Here is a 17967-nt window from a genome sequence, read left to right on the forward strand (position 1 = left end):
AAGCTGGCAAATCATTTAATGATAGACTCATCAACGCTTTCGCTGTTCAGTTTTCAAAGAGCATTTTTTCTGGCGCTCGTGGCGCCGACCTTTTAAACTATATCAGGTCTCGCCTCTAAAATCAAGGGTTATTTTTTAGAAGTTCATGTTTTTTTCATTCTCTTTAAAAATACCCTCAAAAGCGACAAGACTTATCTTATCAAGTTGAAATTAAAAAGGCAAGCAGAAATAGCAGCGATTTTTAACTTTCTTTTCAGGCATCCAAAATAACAGGGATTTCGTGCAGGGAGTCAATGATAGCCGCAGGTACTAGCCCTACTGTCAATTCGTTCCACAAAGCATTTTTAGTCTCTTTTCTCGCTTTCTCGATGCAGAGCTGAATCCCCGCTGGCTCCTTCACCCTCAGAAGGGGACTCAGGCTTTTCAAATCTGCTGTAAGATTCTTATGAATCAGAATGGCAGCAACGTTACATCGATTGGCTAATTGCACATCATGGTCTAGCCGATCACCCACATGAGCGATTATTTGACCACCTAGCCCTCGCAAAATAGCAGGATCTGGCTTTCCCGCCCCGGCTCGCTCCGGCGTCACCACTTCATCAAACTTATCAATCAGCCCCAACGCTTCCATAACAGGTGCCTGAAACTTGTAAAAGCCATTCGTCACTGCAGCAAGGAAATACCCTCTTGCTTTCAGATCGGAAAGTAACTCCAATATTCCGCTCTCCAGCAATTTGACTTTAGGAGGGATGGAATGCTTGCGAACTAATGGCTCTATTTCAATGGAATCAGGAACGCCCCACTCGCGAAATCTCTCTCGGAGAATATCATCCCAGTCATACGCCTCAACATAGCGTCCCCCTCTCATGCGCGCCTCATGCTCCACCACCATTTCGGAAACAACGTCATGCGGACGTCCCAATATTCCAGAGACCATTTCTGTAATCTCCGGAAATACCCACGCCCCAAAAGGATTCTGCATGAGTGTGCCATCTAAATCAAACGTAATCCAGCGCTTGATGTTCATTTGATCGCCCCCGAGGTCAGTCCTTCTATAAACTGTTTGGATGCAAATAAAAATGCGATGATCATGGGCATGGATGAGATCGTCAAGCTGGCAAATAACAGATTCCATTCCGTATCATACTCCCCGAATAAAGTGAGCACACCCAATGGAATCGTGCTTAACTCCTCACTTTTCAAAAAGATCAGCGGATAAAAAAAGTCGTTCCACACCCCGATCAAGTGAACAATCCCGACCGTGGCCAGCGCCGGCTTCATCAGTGGCAGGATAATTTTATAGTAAACCTGAAACCCGTTGCATCCATCCAGCCTAGCAGATTGGTCCAGCTCTGTCGGTAATGTTTTGAAAAATCCGTAAAACACAAACACGCCGAACGGAATCCCACCCGCCACGTACAGGATGACCAATGACGTCAGCGTATCCAGCAGCTGCAACTGAAGCATGATCATGTACAGCGGGAGAATAGCCAGCTTCATCGGGAGCATCAATCCAATCATAAAGAAAAACAGTACGTACGGGTTCCACCGGAACGGATAGCGGGAAAGGTAAAAGGCAGCCAACGAAGAGATAAACAGGATTAAGAATACCGACAGACCGCTAACATAGATACTATTCCATATATACGTACCGAAGTTCACCCGATCCCATACTTCTATGTAATTCTCAACCGATAAAGAATGCGGAAGCCCTAATGGCGAGGTGAGAATTTCCATATTGCTCTTGAACGAAGATACAATCATAAGAAAAATGGGATAGAGAGCCAAAAAGGCAAAGAATAAAAGAATCGCATACTTCGCGTATTGTCCCAGTCGTACGGTCACGTTTATGACCTCCCTTCTATTGTTCGTATTCCTTACGTCGGAAGAAAAAGAGCAGGATAGCCGTCGCACTCGAAATCATCAAGAAAAGCACCACCGCCAATGCTGAGCCAAGCCCGATTGACTCCCCTCCCGCAACAGAACCAAAAGCGAGGCGATAAAAGTAGGTCGCCAGTACATCCGTCGAGAAATAAGGTCCCGCTTGAGAGCCCTGCATGGCAAAGATCAGTTCAAATGCTTCAAACGCACCGATGAAACTCAAGATCGTCATCACCATAATCGAGGGCATTGCTAGCGGGACTGTCATTTTCCACAGCATAGTGAGACCGAATGCGCCATCTATTTTGGCAGCGTCGTAAATTTCTGTAGGGATCGCCTGCAAGCCAGCGAGGAAAATCAGCACTGCAAACCCCAGCCCGTACCAGCTATTGACCAAAATGATCGTGTAAAGCGCTGTATCCGGGCTTCCCAGCCAAGGCCTCGCCAACTCTTCTAAGCCAATGAACTTGAGAAACGTATTTAGCGCACCATAGGTAGGATTCAGAATCAGACTAAACAAGAATCCAACCACGATCACAGACAGCAGCTTTGGCATGAAAATCACCATTTTAAAAAACTCTTTACCGCGGATCTTGCTATTGATGAATAACGCGAGTAGAAACGCCACAACCAGCTTCGTCAGGACAATACCGATGAAAAAGATGACGTTATGTCCAAGCCCCCGGAAAAAGGTCTCCTTGAAGGGAGATTCAGTAAACAGGCGCACGAAGTTTTCTAGACCAATGAATGCTCCCCGCTTCAGTCCATCCCAAGCGAAAAAGCTGTTTAAGAACGCCGAAAAGATCGGGTAAATCTGAAACCAAATATAAAAGACGAGCGCCGGCAGCAAAAACAGGTGGACCAGGTGCTTTTTCCAGCTGGTTCTCCGCACTTTTGTAGTCTTCGGCTTTGCCGCACTCGTTTTTTCCATGACAGGCATGCTCATAGCTCCTCCTTCGAAAACGGGTACAGTCAAGCACCCCCACCTAACTGTACCTCCTTTTTCTTCACTCGATAGCTGCCGCTACTTTTTCGGTTTGAACCACTTATCGGCCGAAGCCTGCGTATCCTCCGCCACTTTATCTACTGTGAGTTTATTGATGTACATCCCCTGCAACGAGTCTTCAAAGGTCGTCTTGGTTGTCGGTGTCCCTTCCCCAAAGTGAACAAGCATCAGGAAAGGCGCCATGCTCTTCTCGCTAAGCTGAGTCATTTTCTGTACCAATGGATGCTTTGGCACTACACCGGCAATAGCACTCAGACGACTCAAATCATCACTGAACATCTGACCAAACTCTTTGGATGCGAGGAATTCCATAAAGATTTTTGCTTCTTCCGGGTGCTTGGTCGCTTTTACGACACCGTATGAACCGTCTACCCAGTTAATCATCGGTGCCTCTCCTCCCTTTTCCTTGGCAAGACCAGGGAGGATGTCGATCGGGAGGTCAGGGCTTTGCTTTTCAAACGTTTCTAATCGATAGCTGCCATTGATGTACATCGCAGCCTTGCCAGTGTAAAAGAGTGCCTGGGCGTCCTTGTCATCGATACCGATAAAATCGGGAGGGAAAAACGGCGTTAGTTCTTGCATGCGTTTGATGGATTCCTTGAAGGCATCATCATTAAAATTGGCTTCTCCGGAGAGCATCTTTTCCACGTAGTCGTTGCCACCATACGCGCTCGTTCCAATTACGCTATGGGCAATCGATAATAAATAAGCGGCTTTACCCGCTTGAGCGATAGGGATGATCCCTTTTGCCTTCAGAGCCTGAGACACTTGGATCAACTCATCCCAGGTCTGGGGCGGCTGCACCCCATTGTCCTCCAGTATTTTTTTGTTGTAGAAAATCACTGCTGAATTGATGGAAAGTGGTACGCCATATACTTTTTGGTCGGTCCCTCGTGCTGAATCGAGATACGGTTTGGGAATATCCTGCACTCCCTTTACATCGTCGATCGGCAGCAGGTAGCCCGCATCCGCGATCGATGTCGCACCCGAATACGGACGCAATTGGACGATGTCGACTCCAGTTCCCGCTGTCAAGGAATTGCTCAGGATCGTGTTGTACTCCGTCGATTTGAACGGCTTGAATTTCACTTTGATGTTGGCATGCTGCTTTTCAAACTCTGCGATAAACTTGGCGTACGCATCTTTGTCCTCTGGTCGCCAGCTGTACATCACTAGCTCGACCGGCTCCCCTTTAGCCGGTTCTACAGCAGGTGTTGGCGCTGACCCAGTAGCCTGCCCACCCGTATTTGACGAAGGCGGACTACTGCTACACGCACTCGCTACCAGCATCAGAATTGCACAAAACAGCCAAACTCCTACACGTCTCATTGCCAATCTCCTCCATTCGAGATGTTTGAGTTACGTCTCCTTTGTGTTCCTCTCTTTGTAGTAATATTTAGTATTCAAACTCGAATTTCAGAAACAAATTTTCTAAAAAAGTTACAATTTTCTAATAATAAAGCACACAAAAAAAGAGACAGACGATTGTCTGCCTCTCTTTGCGAAAAACGGCGAGCCGCTTTTCTTTCTTACATCATGCCCATGCCACCCATGCCGCCCATATCAGGCATACCCATAGGAGCTTTGTTTTCTTCTGGCTTGTCAGCAATTACTGCTTCAGTAGTCAGGAACATAGCCGCTACGGATGCAGCATTGGACAGTGCGGAGCGAGTAACTTTCGCAGCATCCACGATACCAGCTTCAAGCATATTTACATATTCTTCAGTAGCAGCGTTGAAGCCGATACCTACTGGTTCTCTTTTCAGACGCTCTACGATTACAGAACCTTCGAGGCCTGCGTTCGCAGCGATTTGACGAACTGGCTCTTCCAGGGAACGGAGTACGATTTGTACACCTACAGCCTCTTCGCCGTCTACTTTTACGCCTTCAACAGCTTTGATCGCGTTGATAAGAGTCGTACCACCACCAGGAACGATACCTTCTTCTACTGCAGCGCGAGTAGAGTTCAGAGCGTCCTCGATGCGGAGCTTTTTCTCTTTCAATTCGGTTTCAGTAGCTGCACCAACTTTGATAACTGCTACGCCACCAGCCAGTTTAGCCAGACGCTCTTGCAGTTTTTCACGATCGAAATCGGAAGTGGTGTCTTCGATTTGTTGACGGATTTGAGCTACGCGGCTGTCGATGTTCGCTTTGTCGCCAGCACCTTCAACAACAGTCGTGTTTTCTTTCGTAACCACGATTTTACCTGCGCGGCCCAATTGATCCAGCTTAGTGGATTTCAGGTCCAGACCCAGTTCTTCAGTGATTACTTCGCCACCAGTCAGAGCAGCGAGGTCTTGCAGCATAGCTTTGCGGCGATCGCCAAAGCCAGGAGCTTTAACCGCTACAGCTGTGAAGGTACCACGCAGTTTGTTTACTACGAGAGTAGCCAGTGCTTCGCCTTCAACATCTTCTGCGATGATCAAGAGAGGTTTACCGCTTTGTACCACTTGCTCCAGTACAGGCAGAACTTCTTGGATGTTGGAGATTTTTTTATCGGTGATCAAGATGAATGGGTTGTTCAGGACCGCTTCCATCTTGTCAGTGTCAGTGATCATGTAAGGGGAAGCGTAGCCACGGTCAAATTGCATACCTTCTACTACTTCCAGCTCCGTTACGAAGCCTTTGGATTCTTCAACGGTGATTACGCCGTCTTTGCCCACTTTTTCCATTGCTTCTGCGATCAGGTTACCTACTTCTGGATCGTCAGCGGAAATAGCCGCTACTTGTGCGATCGAAGATTTGTTTTCAACTGGTTTCGCAATGGATTTGATTTCTTCAACAGCTGCACGAACTGCTTTTTCCATACCGCGACGGATTACCATCGGGTTAGCACCAGCGGTTACGTTTTTCAGACCTTCACGGATCATAGCAGCAGCCAGAACGGTTGCAGTCGTTGTACCGTCACCAGCGATGTCGTTGGTTTTCGTAGCAACTTCTTTAACCAGTTGAGCGCCCATGTTTTCGTAAGCGTCTTCCAGTTCGATTTCTTTTGCGATGGTTACACCGTCATTGGTGATGAGCGGAGAACCGAATTTTTTCTCAAGTACCACGTTACGGCCTTTTGGACCGAGGGTCACTTTCACTGCATTTGCCAATGTTTCCACACCGCGGAGCATCGAGCGGCGAGCGTCTTCAGAGAACTTCACTTGTTTAGCCATCTAATCTCTACCTCCTATTATGTGTTGGTTTCGTTCAAATTCCTATGTCTTAACCGATGATCGCCAGGATATCGGATTCGCGCAGCACGAGGTATTCTTTATTGTCTACCTTCACTTCAGTACCAGCGTATTTGGAGAAGATTACTTTATCGCCGTCTTTTACTTCCAACGCGATGCGCTCGCCGTTGTCAGCAACACGACCAGAACCGACTGCGATTACGCGGCCTTCTTGCGGTTTTTCCTTTGCAGAATCAGGCAAAACGATCCCGCTTACAGTCGTTTCGTCTTTGGAGATAGCTTCGATTACCACACGGTCACCCAATGGCTTAAGCACTAAAAACACCCTCCTCAAAAAATGTAGGTAAACAGATTTTCTGTTGTTAGCACTCGACTGATATGAGTGCTAACACCCAATTCCTATAATAATGAATCACTATCTACTTTGCAAGTAGTTTCCCTCACTTTTTTCCATCTGTCACCCAATAGGTAGTCAATTCTCGCAGATTCCTCCTCTATCAAAATGTGTTCTACCAAACCGTCCCGCTCATATAAATCAGATAGAGAATCCAGACAAGCTCTCGAAGGAGGAAGCCGCATATGCGTAAATGGCTGCTGATTGGACTAACCGTCCTCTCTATTGTAGGCATCAGCCGTTTCTTCACATCCGATCACTCGTCCCTAATCCGGGTCAACCTCTACCCTTCCACCCTTTACTGGGATGGTCGCGAAGTCGTTTCCAGCCAGAAAACCAACCCCATGCAGGAATTGCCTCCCACCCTGGAGTACAAAGGCACTCTCTACGTTCCTTTATCTATGATCGGCCGCCAGTTGAACAAACCGGTAGGCTGGGATGATACTACGTACTCTGCCTGGGTGGGACAACCTCCTGCTGTAGTGGCGAAACAACCTTTAGTAGATACGACACCTGTTGTGGTTCCCGCTTCGGCTCCCATCCATGTACTAGCAAATACGAGCGCTACTGCTACAAACAGCTCAGCAAAGACGACCACCAAGTCAGACCAGCCAAACTCCCTCTTTGGCCTCACCCTCGGAATGTCGTCAGCAGACGTAACCAAGCGAATGGGAAACCCGGCACACAAGGATCCCAGCAGTCTCGGCTACCAGTGGTGGATCTACAACAGCGATCCAGCCCAATATGTACAAGTAGGCATTGCAAACGGAAAGGTAGTGGATCTGTACTCCCTCGCCCCGCAGGCAAAACTGGGAGACATCGGGGTCGGAACGGCTCTGCAGGCTCTGGAACGACAGCATCCTCTGCAAAATGTCGTCACGTTCACCTATCTGGGAGCTAACATCCAAATCACCAACCAGAAGCAGCAGCGTCCGCTCGTCATGGAAAACGGAATCGCTTCCATTTACTATTTGGACAAGCAAAACAACGACAAAGTGACGGCGCTACGATTGATCGATACACAGATGCTTTTGCGCGGCGGATTTTACGAAACCAAATGGACGTATCAAGGACAAGCTCCCGATTTTGACCCACCAGCCCTCAGTGTAAAAGAGCGGGAATCCGTCAACATCGCGTACGAACGACAAATCTTGGATCTGGTAAACGTCTCGCGCTTCCGCTCCAAGCTGCCCCCCCTACAATGGAACGAGATGGCAGCCCAAGTGGCAAGAAAGCACAGTCTCGATATGGAAAGCAACGACTTCTTTGACCACGTCTCTGCTACAACTGGCAGTGACCCGTTTGATCGATTAAAACAAGCGAGCATCTCGTACCGCATGGCTGGAGAGAATATTGCCGCAGGTTATCCTGATGCCATCGAGGCACACGAAAGCTGGATGAACAGCCCCGGGCATCGGAAAAACGTGCTCGAAAAAGGCTTCACCCAGCTCGGCGTGGGGGTCATCACGGATTACTACACACAAACCTTCCTCACCCCCGCTCAGTAAAGACGACGTCCTACCTAACGAAAGATCTATGGAAGCTTGACCTGCTCTCTCAGCTTTTTGACACTCCCTGAAAATTCTACGACGACGGTCTCGTATTGCTTGGTATGCAAAATGAGCCATGGCGGTCTGCTGCCCTGCTTGGGCATAATGACGAACATTTCTGAGATATCGGCATCAATGCCTGCCGACCGTAGCGCCAGGTGTTTAGGAGGAATCAATGGGATTTTCACAATCATCACATGATCGAGAGACGGATTAAATTCTAGAACACGCCCGCTCACGCTATCCAGCATGTGCTGTGCCTCTGCTTGCAAAGCTGCTGTATTGTCGAAAGTCGCTACGACCTTTTGCTGGTCCGAGTCAAACAACTCAATCTGCTCTGCTGTCGTTGCTATAGCCGTTTCACCTGACGAGAAGAACAGTGCCAAACATAGTAGCAGCCACATAAAAGGAGCACCTCCTATCATAACCGTACTAGTATTGCCCACTTCCTTTTGAAAATACGAAAGTCTCCTGTCGTCATAACAGGAGACTTTCGTTTGTTTATTGCTAGCGAACCGCTTCATCCGTCTCGTAGCCGTACTCACTTTCCCATTCTGCTTGTTCCTTCAGCTGTTTGCGGTAGACAATTCTCGACAGCCAAATACTCATTTCATAGAGAAGGAGCAACGGAATCGTAACCAGGATATCGCTGACAATCTCAGGCGGTGTCAAGGTAATCCCGACGACCGCGAGACCAAAATAAGCGAACCGGCGCATTTTCGCAAGCCTCATCGGATTCAAGATACGAATTCGGGTCAGGAACATCACGATGATTGGGAGCTGGAACAGCACGCCGAACGGAATCACCATATTGAACAAAAACCCGAAGTACTCTGCGATCCCGTAATTTGGGTCTGCCCCAATGCTCGCCGTCATTTTGGTCATGAACTGCATAATCATCGGAAAGACGACGTAGTACCCGAACACAATCCCTATCAGAAACAGAAAGCACGCAGCCGGAATGAAATAGAGGGAACCTCGCTTTTCACTCACGGCCAATCCCGGAGAGACAAACCTCCATAAATGGTACAAGGCTACCGGTAAAGTCACCACAATCCCTATCAGAAACGCAAACTGCATATATACACGAAGCGCATCTGACGGATGCAGGGAAATAATCGGCACACCATCTGTAATGGGTTCTTGCTTGAGATACTCAATGAGTGGACCAGCTAAAAAGAAGCCGGCAATCAATGCGACAATAAATACGGCCAGCACCCACATAATGCGTTTTCGCAGTTCTGTCAAGTGTTCGACCACTGTCATTTCTTGATCTTTCATGGCAACCACCTTGCCCACCTATGCCTTTTGTTGTTCCTTTTCCATTTGGGAACGTTCTACTTCCATCTTTTCACGAATCTCTTTTTCAATGCGCTCCCGTTCCAGACGTTCGCGAATTTCGCGTTCGATCTTTTCACGATCAAACGCATCCTTTTCTGTGATGACAGCCGTTTTGGCAACAGTCGCATCCTTGGCTTGCTCTTTGCGCTTTGTCTCATCCTCATCATCGTCATCACTCGTCAAGCTGCGAGTGGCATTTTTAAATTCCTTAAGAGTATGTCCGACTGCACGCCCCAGTTCTGGAAGCTTCTTCGGTCCGAATAATACCAATGCCAAGATCAAAATCAAAATCAGTCCAGGAATCCCAATTGTGCTCATGCGCTTTCACTCCTTTTTCCTGTTAGTTTCCAGTCTAACCAACTAGCCCTTCCGTAAACCACCATATCCCAAGCGAGTCATGTCAGCAGCCTCAATTCGTTCGCCTGCCAAAATGCGCGGTAAAAACACATCAAATGAAGTAAATTTCTCGTGCATAACAGCCCCAGGCAACCCGAGAATCGGGATATCGCCCTTGTATGCAACCATCAACATCGAACCTGGCAGCATAGGTGTGCCATAACGCACAACTTCTGCTCCTACTCCTGCGATTGCGCCTGGAGTACGATCATCCGGATCGACAGACATGCCACCTGTAACCAGAATCATATCAACGCCTTGCTCGAGGAATGCGTTAATTTCCTTTTCAATCATCTCTTTGTCATCAGGGGCAAAACGCTGCTCTACCACTTCCGAGCCTAGCGCCTCCACCTTGTTGCGAATAGCAGGACCAAATTTGTCCGCAATCCGACCGGAGAAGACTTCTCCTCCTGTAGTGACAAGGCCGATCCGTTTTTCCTGGAACAGCTTTACTTGGACGATCGGTCCATCGAATTGCTTGGCCAGCTCTTCTAGCTCGATGATCCGTTTTTCTTCCATAATCAGCGGAATGATGCGCGTCGCAGCGAGCGTATGGCCTGGATGGACCACCTGATCTCCGTACATCGTGGAAAAAGCGATGCCATCCAATGCGTTCAGCGCGTGGACAGCTTCTTCGTTAATTTTCGCCAAACCGGTACGCGATGCCTTCATGGAAACCTTGCCTTCGTATGGTTCGGTCAAGGTCAAGCCTCCTCCTGATACAGCCTTGGCGATCCGGATTCCCGCTTCTTCCTCGTGAATAAAGCCTTCTGGCATTTCCAACACGTAGATGTGTTCTTTGCCGATCGACAGCAATGGCTCAATATCGGCTTCCGTAACCACATGCCCCTTTTTGAAAAGACGCCCTTTAAATTCACCAGGCAAGATCTGCGTCATGTCGTGTGGAAGCATCATGCCAATCGCTTCTCGCACTGGCACTTCCCGCATCTGTGGCTTGTCTACCATCCTAAACCACCCCAATCTTCATTGGCCTCTCCCGTTCCCTGCAAGATGTGCAAGGCATCACCAAGCATATCACCAATGGCGTTGTAGCAGATCTCTACGCCTGTTGGATTGCCCGGAAGGTTTATAATGAGAGAATTCCCTCTCGTACCTGCTACCGCTCTCGTCAGCATAGCGCGGCGAGACTGCTGCAATCCGGCACGACGCATTTCCTCAGCCAGTCCAGGGACAGGTCTGTCCGTGACCCATGCCGTTACTTCTGGAGTAACATCTCGCGGACTAAGTCCCGTTCCGCCCGTAACAATCAAAAGATCGCATTTTTCCCGGTCTACGAGTTCAATCATATGTTCTTTCAGATCTTCCATATCATCGGCGACTGCTCGATAGACAGCCACATCTACACGTAACCATTCTGTTGTCAATTGACGAATAATCGGGATGCGATCATCCGCACGTTCGCCTCTGGCGATGGAATCGCTTGCCGAAATTACGCCTACCTTCCATTTGCTCACAGCTCATTCCTCCGTTTTTTCATTCGATTGTATTGTACACTTTTTTGGTCGTGCTGTAGATAGTGCCCGACGAAAAGAAAGCTCCTGACACAAAAGATTCACGTTTGGAAGAAACCACTCTCTGTGACAAGGCCATCCAGACAAATATCATGGGGCTCTCTCGGTACCTTATCGATCACCTGCATCGAGAAAGCAATCCCTACTAAAAAAGGACGCGAGCCAAGCGTGGCAAGAAACCTGTCGTAGTAGCCTCCCCCATACCCCATTCTTCCTCCCTGCCGATCAAAAGCTACACCGGGAACCAACACGGCATCGAGCTTGGACAAATCCGCTTCTTGCGCCATAGCTGGATCTGGCTCCCAAATACCGTACACTCCCTGTTTGAGCATGTGCTTCCCTTCGTATCGATAGGGAATGAGTCGTCGATCGGAGGGAAGGGTGAGTGGCAACCAGATTTCCTGTCCTCTGGTCCGAGCCTCTTCGACGAATGGAAAAATATCCAATTCCGCTCCAAACGGGTGAAAGGCCATGATCGCTCTTGCACGTGCCAGCTGCTCATTCTCCGCCAAAAGACGGCACACCTGGGCCGAATACTCACTGCGCTCCGCTGCTGGCAATGCTTTTCGCTCATCCATGATTCGACTCCGAAGTTGCTGCTTCACCGATTTTAGATTCATGTCCACGTCTTTCTCTCTCCCGTCATACAGGTAACATGCCCCAAGGCTTGTCCCTGACACACTCTCTAGGCTACACTGGCATTAGTATATAAAGAGGTGAAACTGATGATTTTGCTGCAAGCTGAACATATAGAAAAAACCTACGGCATCGAGACCATTTTACAAGACATCTCCTTGCAAATTCAAACGGGAGAAAGGGTCGGTCTCGTCGGCGTCAATGGCGCAGGGAAATCGACCTTGATGAAAATCCTCGCCGGTGACCTGAGCTACGATAGCGGGACGATCCGCATTCCAAAGGAAGTCTCCCTCGGCTATTTAGCCCAAAATGGCGGACTGGAATCCGAGCGCAGCATCTGGGATGAAATGCTCAGTGTATTTACCCATCTGCAACAGGAGGAAAAGGAGCTGCGTGAGCTCGAGGCGAAAATGGGTGACCCGGCTGTCATCGCGGATGACAAACGCTACCAGCAGATTTTGGAGAACTACTCCCACCGCTCGGAGGCGTTCAAGGAAAAAGGCGGTTACAGCTACGAAGGCTCCATTCGCGGCGTGCTGCACGGCTTGCGCTTTGCGGACATGGATTATCAGACCCCAATTCGCACCTTGAGCGGCGGTCAAAAGACCCGTCTGGCACTGGCGAAGCTGCTGTTGCAGTCACCGACGATCCTCCTGCTGGACGAGCCAACCAACTACTTGGACATCGAGACTCTCACCTGGTTGGAAACGTATCTGCAAAACTATCAAGGTGCCATCCTGGTCGTTTCCCATGACCGCTACTTCCTGGACAAGCTAGTAACCATTGTCTACGAAATTGAGCGACATCGTGCCACCCGATACGTCGGCAACTACAGCCGCTTTCTCGATCAGAAAGCATCCCGTCTAGAGCAAGAACTCAAACGCTTTGACAAACAACAAGAAGAGATCGCCAAGCTGGAAGATTTCATTGCACGCAATATCGCACGTGCCACGACGACAAAGCGTGCCCAGAGCCGACGCAAAACATTGGAGAAAATCGACCGCTTGGACAAGCCAATCATGCACAACAAGTCTGTCCACTTTTCTTTCGAAGTGTCCAAAATGAGTGGAAACATCGTCATGAAAGCAGCGAATGTGGCAATCGGTTATCCGGATGCCGTCCTCTCCCACGGGCTGACTTTTGAAATCGAGCGGGAAGAGAGGGTCGCTCTGGTCGGACCGAACGGAATCGGCAAATCCACTCTGCTCAAAACGATCGTCGGTCAGCTGAACGCTCTCAAAGGCGATGTCCAGTTCGGTAGTAACGTCACCATCGGCTACTACGATCAGGAGCACCGCAATCTGAATCTGAACAACACGGTTCTGGGCGAAATCTGGGATGAATACCCACAGATGCTGGAGAAAGATGTGCGGACGCTGCTCGGTAACTTCCTGTTCAGCGGAGACGATGTGCAAAAGCGCGTATCCGACCTGTCAGGTGGAGAACGTGCCCGCGTATCTCTCGCCAAACTGATGCTCAAGCAAGCAAATTTTCTGATCTTTGACGAGCCGACCAACCACTTGGACATTTACAGCAAGGAAGTACTCGAGAATGCTTTGTACGATTACCCTGGCACCATTTTGTTCGTGTCCCATGACCGTTACTTCTTAAACAAGATTGCCAGTCGCGTCCTGGAGCTGTCCCCGGACGGCGTAGCGAACTATCTAGGGAATTACGATTACTACGTGGAGAAAAAACAGGAGTTGGCCGAGCTGGCAGCCGAGCTCGCCGCACAGCCCACGAAAAAGCAAGGAGCTGTCGTTCAGCCAGAAAAGACCTCCTACGAGTTGGATAAGGAAGCCAAACGACGAGAGCGTCAGCGTATGCGCCGTCTGGAGGAAATCGAAGCAACCATTCAAAAGCAGGAAGCAGATATTGTCAAATGGGAGGAAGAGCTGTGTCTTCCCGAAATCTACAGCGATCATGTTCAGGCCAAGGAGCGCAACGACCTGATCCATGCAGCCCGTAAAGAGCTGGAGCAGCTGTACGACGAATGGAGCTCTCTCTCCGAGGAATAGCCACCTGGGCTCCCGCTTAAGCCGGTTAGGTCGAGCACTGTTCATCCTTTGGCTCGCCCAATGCCGCGTAGAGTGCTGGCACGACGAGGAAGATAATGCACGTCGCCGCTGTAACGATGCCGGAGTCATTGAGCACAAGACCAGCCAAAGACCCGGCAATCACACCGGAAAAGCCTTTCACTAAAAACGGTGTATCCATAGCCAGGTGACGAAGGAAGCGATCATTCCACAAGGCCAATAGTCCAAGTACGATGAGGGAGACGACGAACACCTTGCTCCAGATGGAGACACGGATTAATCGCACGTTCATCGCGATCTTTCTCTCGACCATTCTCCCTACTTCGTCCCACTGACCAGTCACGATCTGCTGAGAGACCCGCCCTATATGCGTTAACGGCTGATCGGTCAGAAGACTCCCCACTATCAGCGTGACGATGCCAATCATGAGGCCCCCTGTCAAAAGCAGGAGGCCTTTTTTTCCGATCGTCCACCCTTGCAAGCGAGAAAAAGCAACGAAAAATCCTACTAGCCCTGCCAGGAAACCACCCGCATCCGTTCCCAAGCCAGGCGCCACCATGTAATACAGTACGATTGCAAAGACCATCGCAGCGAGAAAGGGACGCATTCTTTGCCAGACCATCTGGTACCACGATGCTACAAACATGATCGCACTGCCAATCATCACCCCCTCGTACTCATTGCCCAACCCATAAAACCTCGCCCCGATCACCGGGTCATACCCCAAATAGGAGCGGCGCATCAAGGTCGCGCCTGTCCATCCGTCCACCAGTAAACAGAGGACTGTGACCCCACAAACGATCGCTGTAGTCTGCGCTAGGGTACGCTGTTCCAACCAAAAAGCCGCGAGCAGGGCTACCACAATCAAGACTCCGAGAACGACAGGACCGGAAGCCTCCCATTCTAGAAATCCTTCCAGAAGCAAAAGCACTGGGAAACAGAGCATGGACAGGAGTGCCAGTCTCACTCCTCGTCGCAACCGTTCGAGATTTCCCACCCCGTTTACCCGTTTGCCAACCATCCACAGAATCGCTGCACATGCCAACGTGATGATCTGCAGCATGACGAATGAATACAAGACAGAGGACCTCGTCGCGTATGTATGGTGGATCTGGCGAATTTGCTGTACGAGCTGCGCCTCATTTTTCTCCGAATCAATGCGCACTGCATGACCGGTCAATCCTTTTGGTGTTGGGACATCCAACCATGCGAGAATCGTCGGCAAAATATCTAGACCACTTATCAGGCCAGACTGCCTTGTCGTAGCGGAAGTAACCAAACCTGTTTCGTTTCCCCCCCATACGAGCACCGGAGGCAGTAACGCTTTTTCTTTGGCTGCCCTGACGTTGACAGCTGGCGAAAGGAGCATGACCTGCTGGTCCTCTCCACGGCCGTCGAGCAGCTTATCCAGAAACGCACCAATCATAGATAAAACCTGATGATACTGCCGCTCGAACTGGATGGGATCCATTTCATCAGCCATCTGGTAGAGTCGGGACAAATCTGAGAGCTGGACGGTGATCAACCCCGATCCACTATCTTCTCGTACTTGTTGGAGCAAAAATTCATAGTTGGTCTGAATTCCGTAGGGAGACCCGCGTTTGGTAAGTACCGTATTCTTTGACAAGTCACCCTTTGATACACGTCCTTGCTCATCCATAGCAAACAGAACACTATGGCGCTGACGGATATCTTCATAGTCTCCAGTGCCGTAGACCGCCACTGGGATGTGATGTGCCGTCAGTGTCTTTCCGAGCATTCCGATTTGCGGGGAGTAGGGTTTGTCCTGATTGTCCGCAAGCAGGCGGAAAATACCGGGAAACACGATGGAAGAACGCGCTAGCTTTTGCTCTTCATCCACAGCACTCAGCTCCTGCGCCCGTTCGCCCGCTGTCTCATAGGCAGATACGGCCTCCCACGGGTGATAGCCCGTCCCGCTTCGCTCGGTATACACCGCTTGCGCACCGCTTCCCATCAATAAATAACCGTTTGGCGCATTCCGTGCTCCTGGCGAACGGATGGACACTGCCCCTGCACCTGCTTGTCTGATCCACTTATCCACATGGGGATACTTTTGGAGCTGCTCCAGATCGAAAAAAGACATTCCTTCTACGAACAGAACGATCACTTGCGGCTTTTCCTTTGCCTGTCCTGTACTTGCGTTATTTGCACCTGCAAACAAAAGTAGGAATGACAGAACAATCAGCATGATGCTCTTCTTCATCGAAGCCCTCCTGTTGATAACCGCACCACTCTTATCCACATATTCCACAAAACAATCCACAACCTGAGGGTGATTTTCCCGGTCATTTTTCGTGTTATCACCAGTATTCACAGGAGGGGGAAGGAACAATCCAAAAAGTTATCCTTAAGCTGTGGATAACGTAAAAATACAAAAAAACATCCCCAGTCCTACCAGCCTTTTGAACGGCTATGATGGACGAGAGATGCTTTTCCTTGGAATGATCGTTGTGTCAGTGTTCGGAAAGCGACAAGCTAGGTACCCCATTCAGATCAAGCTCGGCAAACTGCCCTTTTTCATAACGAATGAAGCCGGCAGCAGCGATCATCGCGGCATTGTCCGTACACAGAGAAAACGGCGGGATCACTAGTGGAATCCCTTCTGCCTGACAACGGTTCTGCAGTCGATCACGCAGTCCGCGGTTGGCTGCTACACCGCCCGCCAGAAGCACTTGCTTGGCTCCGTATTCGCGGACCGCACGCAACGTCTTCTCTACCAGCACTTCCGTGACCGAATCCTGGAAGCTGGCTGCCAAATTGGCTGGCTCGATGGTCTCTCCTCGCTGCGCCGCATTGTGCAGTGTATTGAGTACAGCCGATTTCAAACCACTGAAGCTGAAGTCATACGAACCCGGTTCCAGCCACGAACGCGGCAACGGAACATTGGGTACTCCTTCATGCGCGAGACGGTCGATGTGCGGACCACCTGGATACGGCATCTGTAGTGCGCGAGCGACTTTGTCGTACGCTTCGCCTGCCGCATCGTCACGTGTTTCTCCCAAAATTTCAAACTGGCCGTGCTCTTTCATCCAGACAAGCTCGGTATGCCCGCCCGAAACGACCAGTGCGATTAGTGGAAAATCCATTTCTTCCACCAGACGGTTTGCATAAATATGCCCGGCAATATGGTGGACGCCGATGAGTGGAATTCCTCTTGCCAGCGAGATCGCTTTGGCAGCTGCTACTCCGACCAAGAGCGCACCAACCAATCCTGGTCCGTACGTCACGGCGATCGCCTGGATATCATCCAAGGTCTTGCCGGCTTCCTCCAATGCCTCTTCAATCGTCAGCGTTATGTTTTCCACATGGCGACGAGAAGCCACCTCTGGAACAACACCGCCAAAGCGCTTGTGAATATCTGCCTGTGAGGCAATGACATTGGAGAGTACTTCTCTTCCGTCGCGTACGACAGATGCTGATGTCTCATCGCAACTGGTCTCGATCCCAAGAATATAAATCGGTTCACCCGACTGTTTGTGTGTCTGATAGGCCTGCTGCACGCGCATATCGTAGCGCGACGTATATGTCCTGTTCATTACAAAGTCACCCACATAATAATTGCGTCCTCGTTATTATCGGAATAGTATCGTTTGCGTACCCCGTGCTCCTTGAAGCCCAGCTTGGTGTACATATTGCGTGCTACCGTATTGGACGGCCGCACTTCCAAGGTCATGCTCTTCGCGTGGAACATTCTCGCCACGTTCATCATCTTGATCATGAGACTGAGGCCAATCTTTTTCCCTCGGTACAAAGGATGTACCGCCACGTTGGTAATATGCGCCTCATCGATAATGATCCACATCCCGCAGTAGGCCACAATCCGATTTTGATGTACGACCACGACGTACCGAGCGTTTGGGTTTCTCGTCAGTTCATTGACGAAAGCATCCTGCGGCCAAGGTGTGGTAAACGCCAACCGCTCCAGATCCGCAACTGCACCGACGTCCTGCATTGTCATAAAACGGTATTCCAGTTCGTTTTGTTGAATCATTGAG

The 17967-nt window shown here is 49.7% G+C and carries 17 protein-coding genes; 2 read left to right on the top strand and 15 right to left on the bottom strand.

Translation table 11 applies throughout. From position 1 onward, the window contains the following. Positions 1-253: 253 nt before the first annotated feature. The 6 genes from AN963_RS28380 to groES all read right to left on the bottom strand — a co-directional run bounded on the left by AN963_RS28380 (position 254) and on the right by groES (position 6382). On the bottom strand, positions 254-1027 hold the full coding sequence (locus AN963_RS28380; protein WP_055747920.1) for an HAD family hydrolase: 774 nt from the start codon (positions 1025-1027) through the stop codon (positions 254-256). After that, positions 1024-1845 carry a carbohydrate ABC transporter permease gene (locus AN963_RS28385; protein WP_236708137.1) on the bottom strand — a complete coding sequence of 274 codons (822 nt, stop codon included), beginning with the start codon at positions 1843-1845 and terminating at the stop codon, positions 1024-1026. Before AN963_RS28385 ends, AN963_RS28380 begins: the two co-directional genes overlap by 4 nt. A gap of 16 nt (positions 1846-1861) precedes the next feature. Further along, positions 1862-2821: a carbohydrate ABC transporter permease gene (locus tag AN963_RS28390; protein WP_083497118.1), complete on the bottom strand. Its 960-nt coding sequence runs from the start codon at positions 2819-2821 to the stop codon at positions 1862-1864. 84 nt (positions 2822-2905) lie between these two features. After that, the gene (locus tag AN963_RS28395) at positions 2906-4216 is read right to left on the bottom strand and encodes an ABC transporter substrate-binding protein (protein WP_055747921.1); all 1311 of its coding nucleotides are present in this window, start codon (positions 4214-4216) and stop codon (positions 2906-2908) included. Between the two features lie 200 nt (positions 4217-4416). Continuing rightward, positions 4417-6048, bottom strand: coding sequence for a chaperonin GroEL (gene groL, locus AN963_RS28400; RefSeq protein ID WP_055747922.1), 1632 nt, complete (start codon positions 6046-6048; stop codon positions 4417-4419). A gap of 49 nt (positions 6049-6097) precedes the next feature. After that, the gene (gene groES / locus AN963_RS28405; protein ID WP_055747923.1) at positions 6098-6382 is read right to left on the bottom strand and encodes a co-chaperone GroES; all 285 of its coding nucleotides are present in this window, start codon (positions 6380-6382) and stop codon (positions 6098-6100) included. 263 nt (positions 6383-6645) lie between these two features. On the opposite strand from groES, the gene AN963_RS28410 reads away from it, so the two are divergent. Then, positions 6646-7968 carry a CAP domain-containing protein gene (locus AN963_RS28410; RefSeq protein WP_055747924.1) on the top strand — a complete coding sequence of 441 codons (1323 nt, stop codon included), beginning with the start codon at positions 6646-6648 and terminating at the stop codon, positions 7966-7968. 26 nt (positions 7969-7994) lie between these two features. Here AN963_RS28410 and AN963_RS28415 read toward each other — a convergent pair whose 3' ends face one another. The 6 genes from AN963_RS28415 to AN963_RS28440 all read right to left on the bottom strand — a co-directional run bounded on the left by AN963_RS28415 (position 7995) and on the right by AN963_RS28440 (position 11899). After that, positions 7995-8414, bottom strand: a complete 420-nt coding sequence (locus AN963_RS28415) for a hypothetical protein (protein WP_055747925.1) — start codon at positions 8412-8414, stop codon at positions 7995-7997. A gap of 103 nt (positions 8415-8517) precedes the next feature. After that, positions 8518-9291: a twin-arginine translocase subunit TatC gene (gene tatC / locus AN963_RS28420; protein ID WP_055747926.1), complete on the bottom strand. Its 774-nt coding sequence runs from the start codon at positions 9289-9291 to the stop codon at positions 8518-8520. Positions 9292-9309: 18 nt separating this feature from the next. Further along, complete coding sequence (gene tatA / locus AN963_RS28425) at positions 9310-9669, bottom strand: twin-arginine translocase TatA/TatE family subunit (RefSeq protein ID WP_055747927.1); 360 nt, start codon at positions 9667-9669, stop codon at positions 9310-9312. A gap of 42 nt (positions 9670-9711) precedes the next feature. Further along, positions 9712-10713 carry a molybdopterin-binding protein gene (locus AN963_RS28430; RefSeq protein ID WP_055747928.1) on the bottom strand — a complete coding sequence of 334 codons (1002 nt, stop codon included), beginning with the start codon at positions 10711-10713 and terminating at the stop codon, positions 9712-9714. Continuing rightward, on the bottom strand, positions 10707-11222 hold the full coding sequence (locus tag AN963_RS28435) for a MogA/MoaB family molybdenum cofactor biosynthesis protein (RefSeq protein WP_055747929.1): 516 nt from the start codon (positions 11220-11222) through the stop codon (positions 10707-10709). The genes AN963_RS28430 and AN963_RS28435 overlap by 7 nt, the downstream gene beginning before the upstream one ends. Before the next feature lie 98 nt (positions 11223-11320). Continuing rightward, on the bottom strand, positions 11321-11899 hold the full coding sequence (locus AN963_RS28440; protein WP_055748186.1) for a 5-formyltetrahydrofolate cyclo-ligase: 579 nt from the start codon (positions 11897-11899) through the stop codon (positions 11321-11323). Between the two features lie 105 nt (positions 11900-12004). On the opposite strand from AN963_RS28440, the gene AN963_RS28445 reads away from it, so the two are divergent. Next, positions 12005-13933 carry an ABC-F family ATP-binding cassette domain-containing protein gene (locus AN963_RS28445; protein WP_055747930.1) on the top strand — a complete coding sequence of 643 codons (1929 nt, stop codon included), beginning with the start codon at positions 12005-12007 and terminating at the stop codon, positions 13931-13933. 25 nt (positions 13934-13958) lie between these two features. Here the strand turns inward: AN963_RS28445 and AN963_RS28450 are convergent, their stop codons facing one another. The 3 genes from AN963_RS28450 to rimI all read right to left on the bottom strand — a co-directional run bounded on the left by AN963_RS28450 (position 13959) and on the right by rimI (position 17963). Beyond that, positions 13959-16175: a hypothetical protein gene (locus AN963_RS28450; protein ID WP_055747931.1), complete on the bottom strand. Its 2217-nt coding sequence runs from the start codon at positions 16173-16175 to the stop codon at positions 13959-13961. 250 nt (positions 16176-16425) lie between these two features. After that, entirely contained in the window at positions 16426-17508 is a 1083-nt protein-coding gene (tsaD, locus tag AN963_RS28455; protein ID WP_055747932.1) for a tRNA (adenosine(37)-N6)-threonylcarbamoyltransferase complex transferase subunit TsaD, read from the bottom strand. Beyond that, positions 17508-17963, bottom strand: a complete 456-nt coding sequence (gene rimI, locus AN963_RS28460; RefSeq protein ID WP_055747933.1) for a ribosomal protein S18-alanine N-acetyltransferase — start codon at positions 17961-17963, stop codon at positions 17508-17510. Before rimI ends, tsaD begins: the two co-directional genes overlap by 1 nt. Positions 17964-17967 lie beyond the last annotated feature (4 nt).

This window comes from Brevibacillus choshinensis (assembly GCF_001420695.1).
In the GTDB taxonomy this organism is placed as follows: Bacteria; Bacillota; Bacilli; order Brevibacillales; family Brevibacillaceae; genus Brevibacillus; species Brevibacillus choshinensis.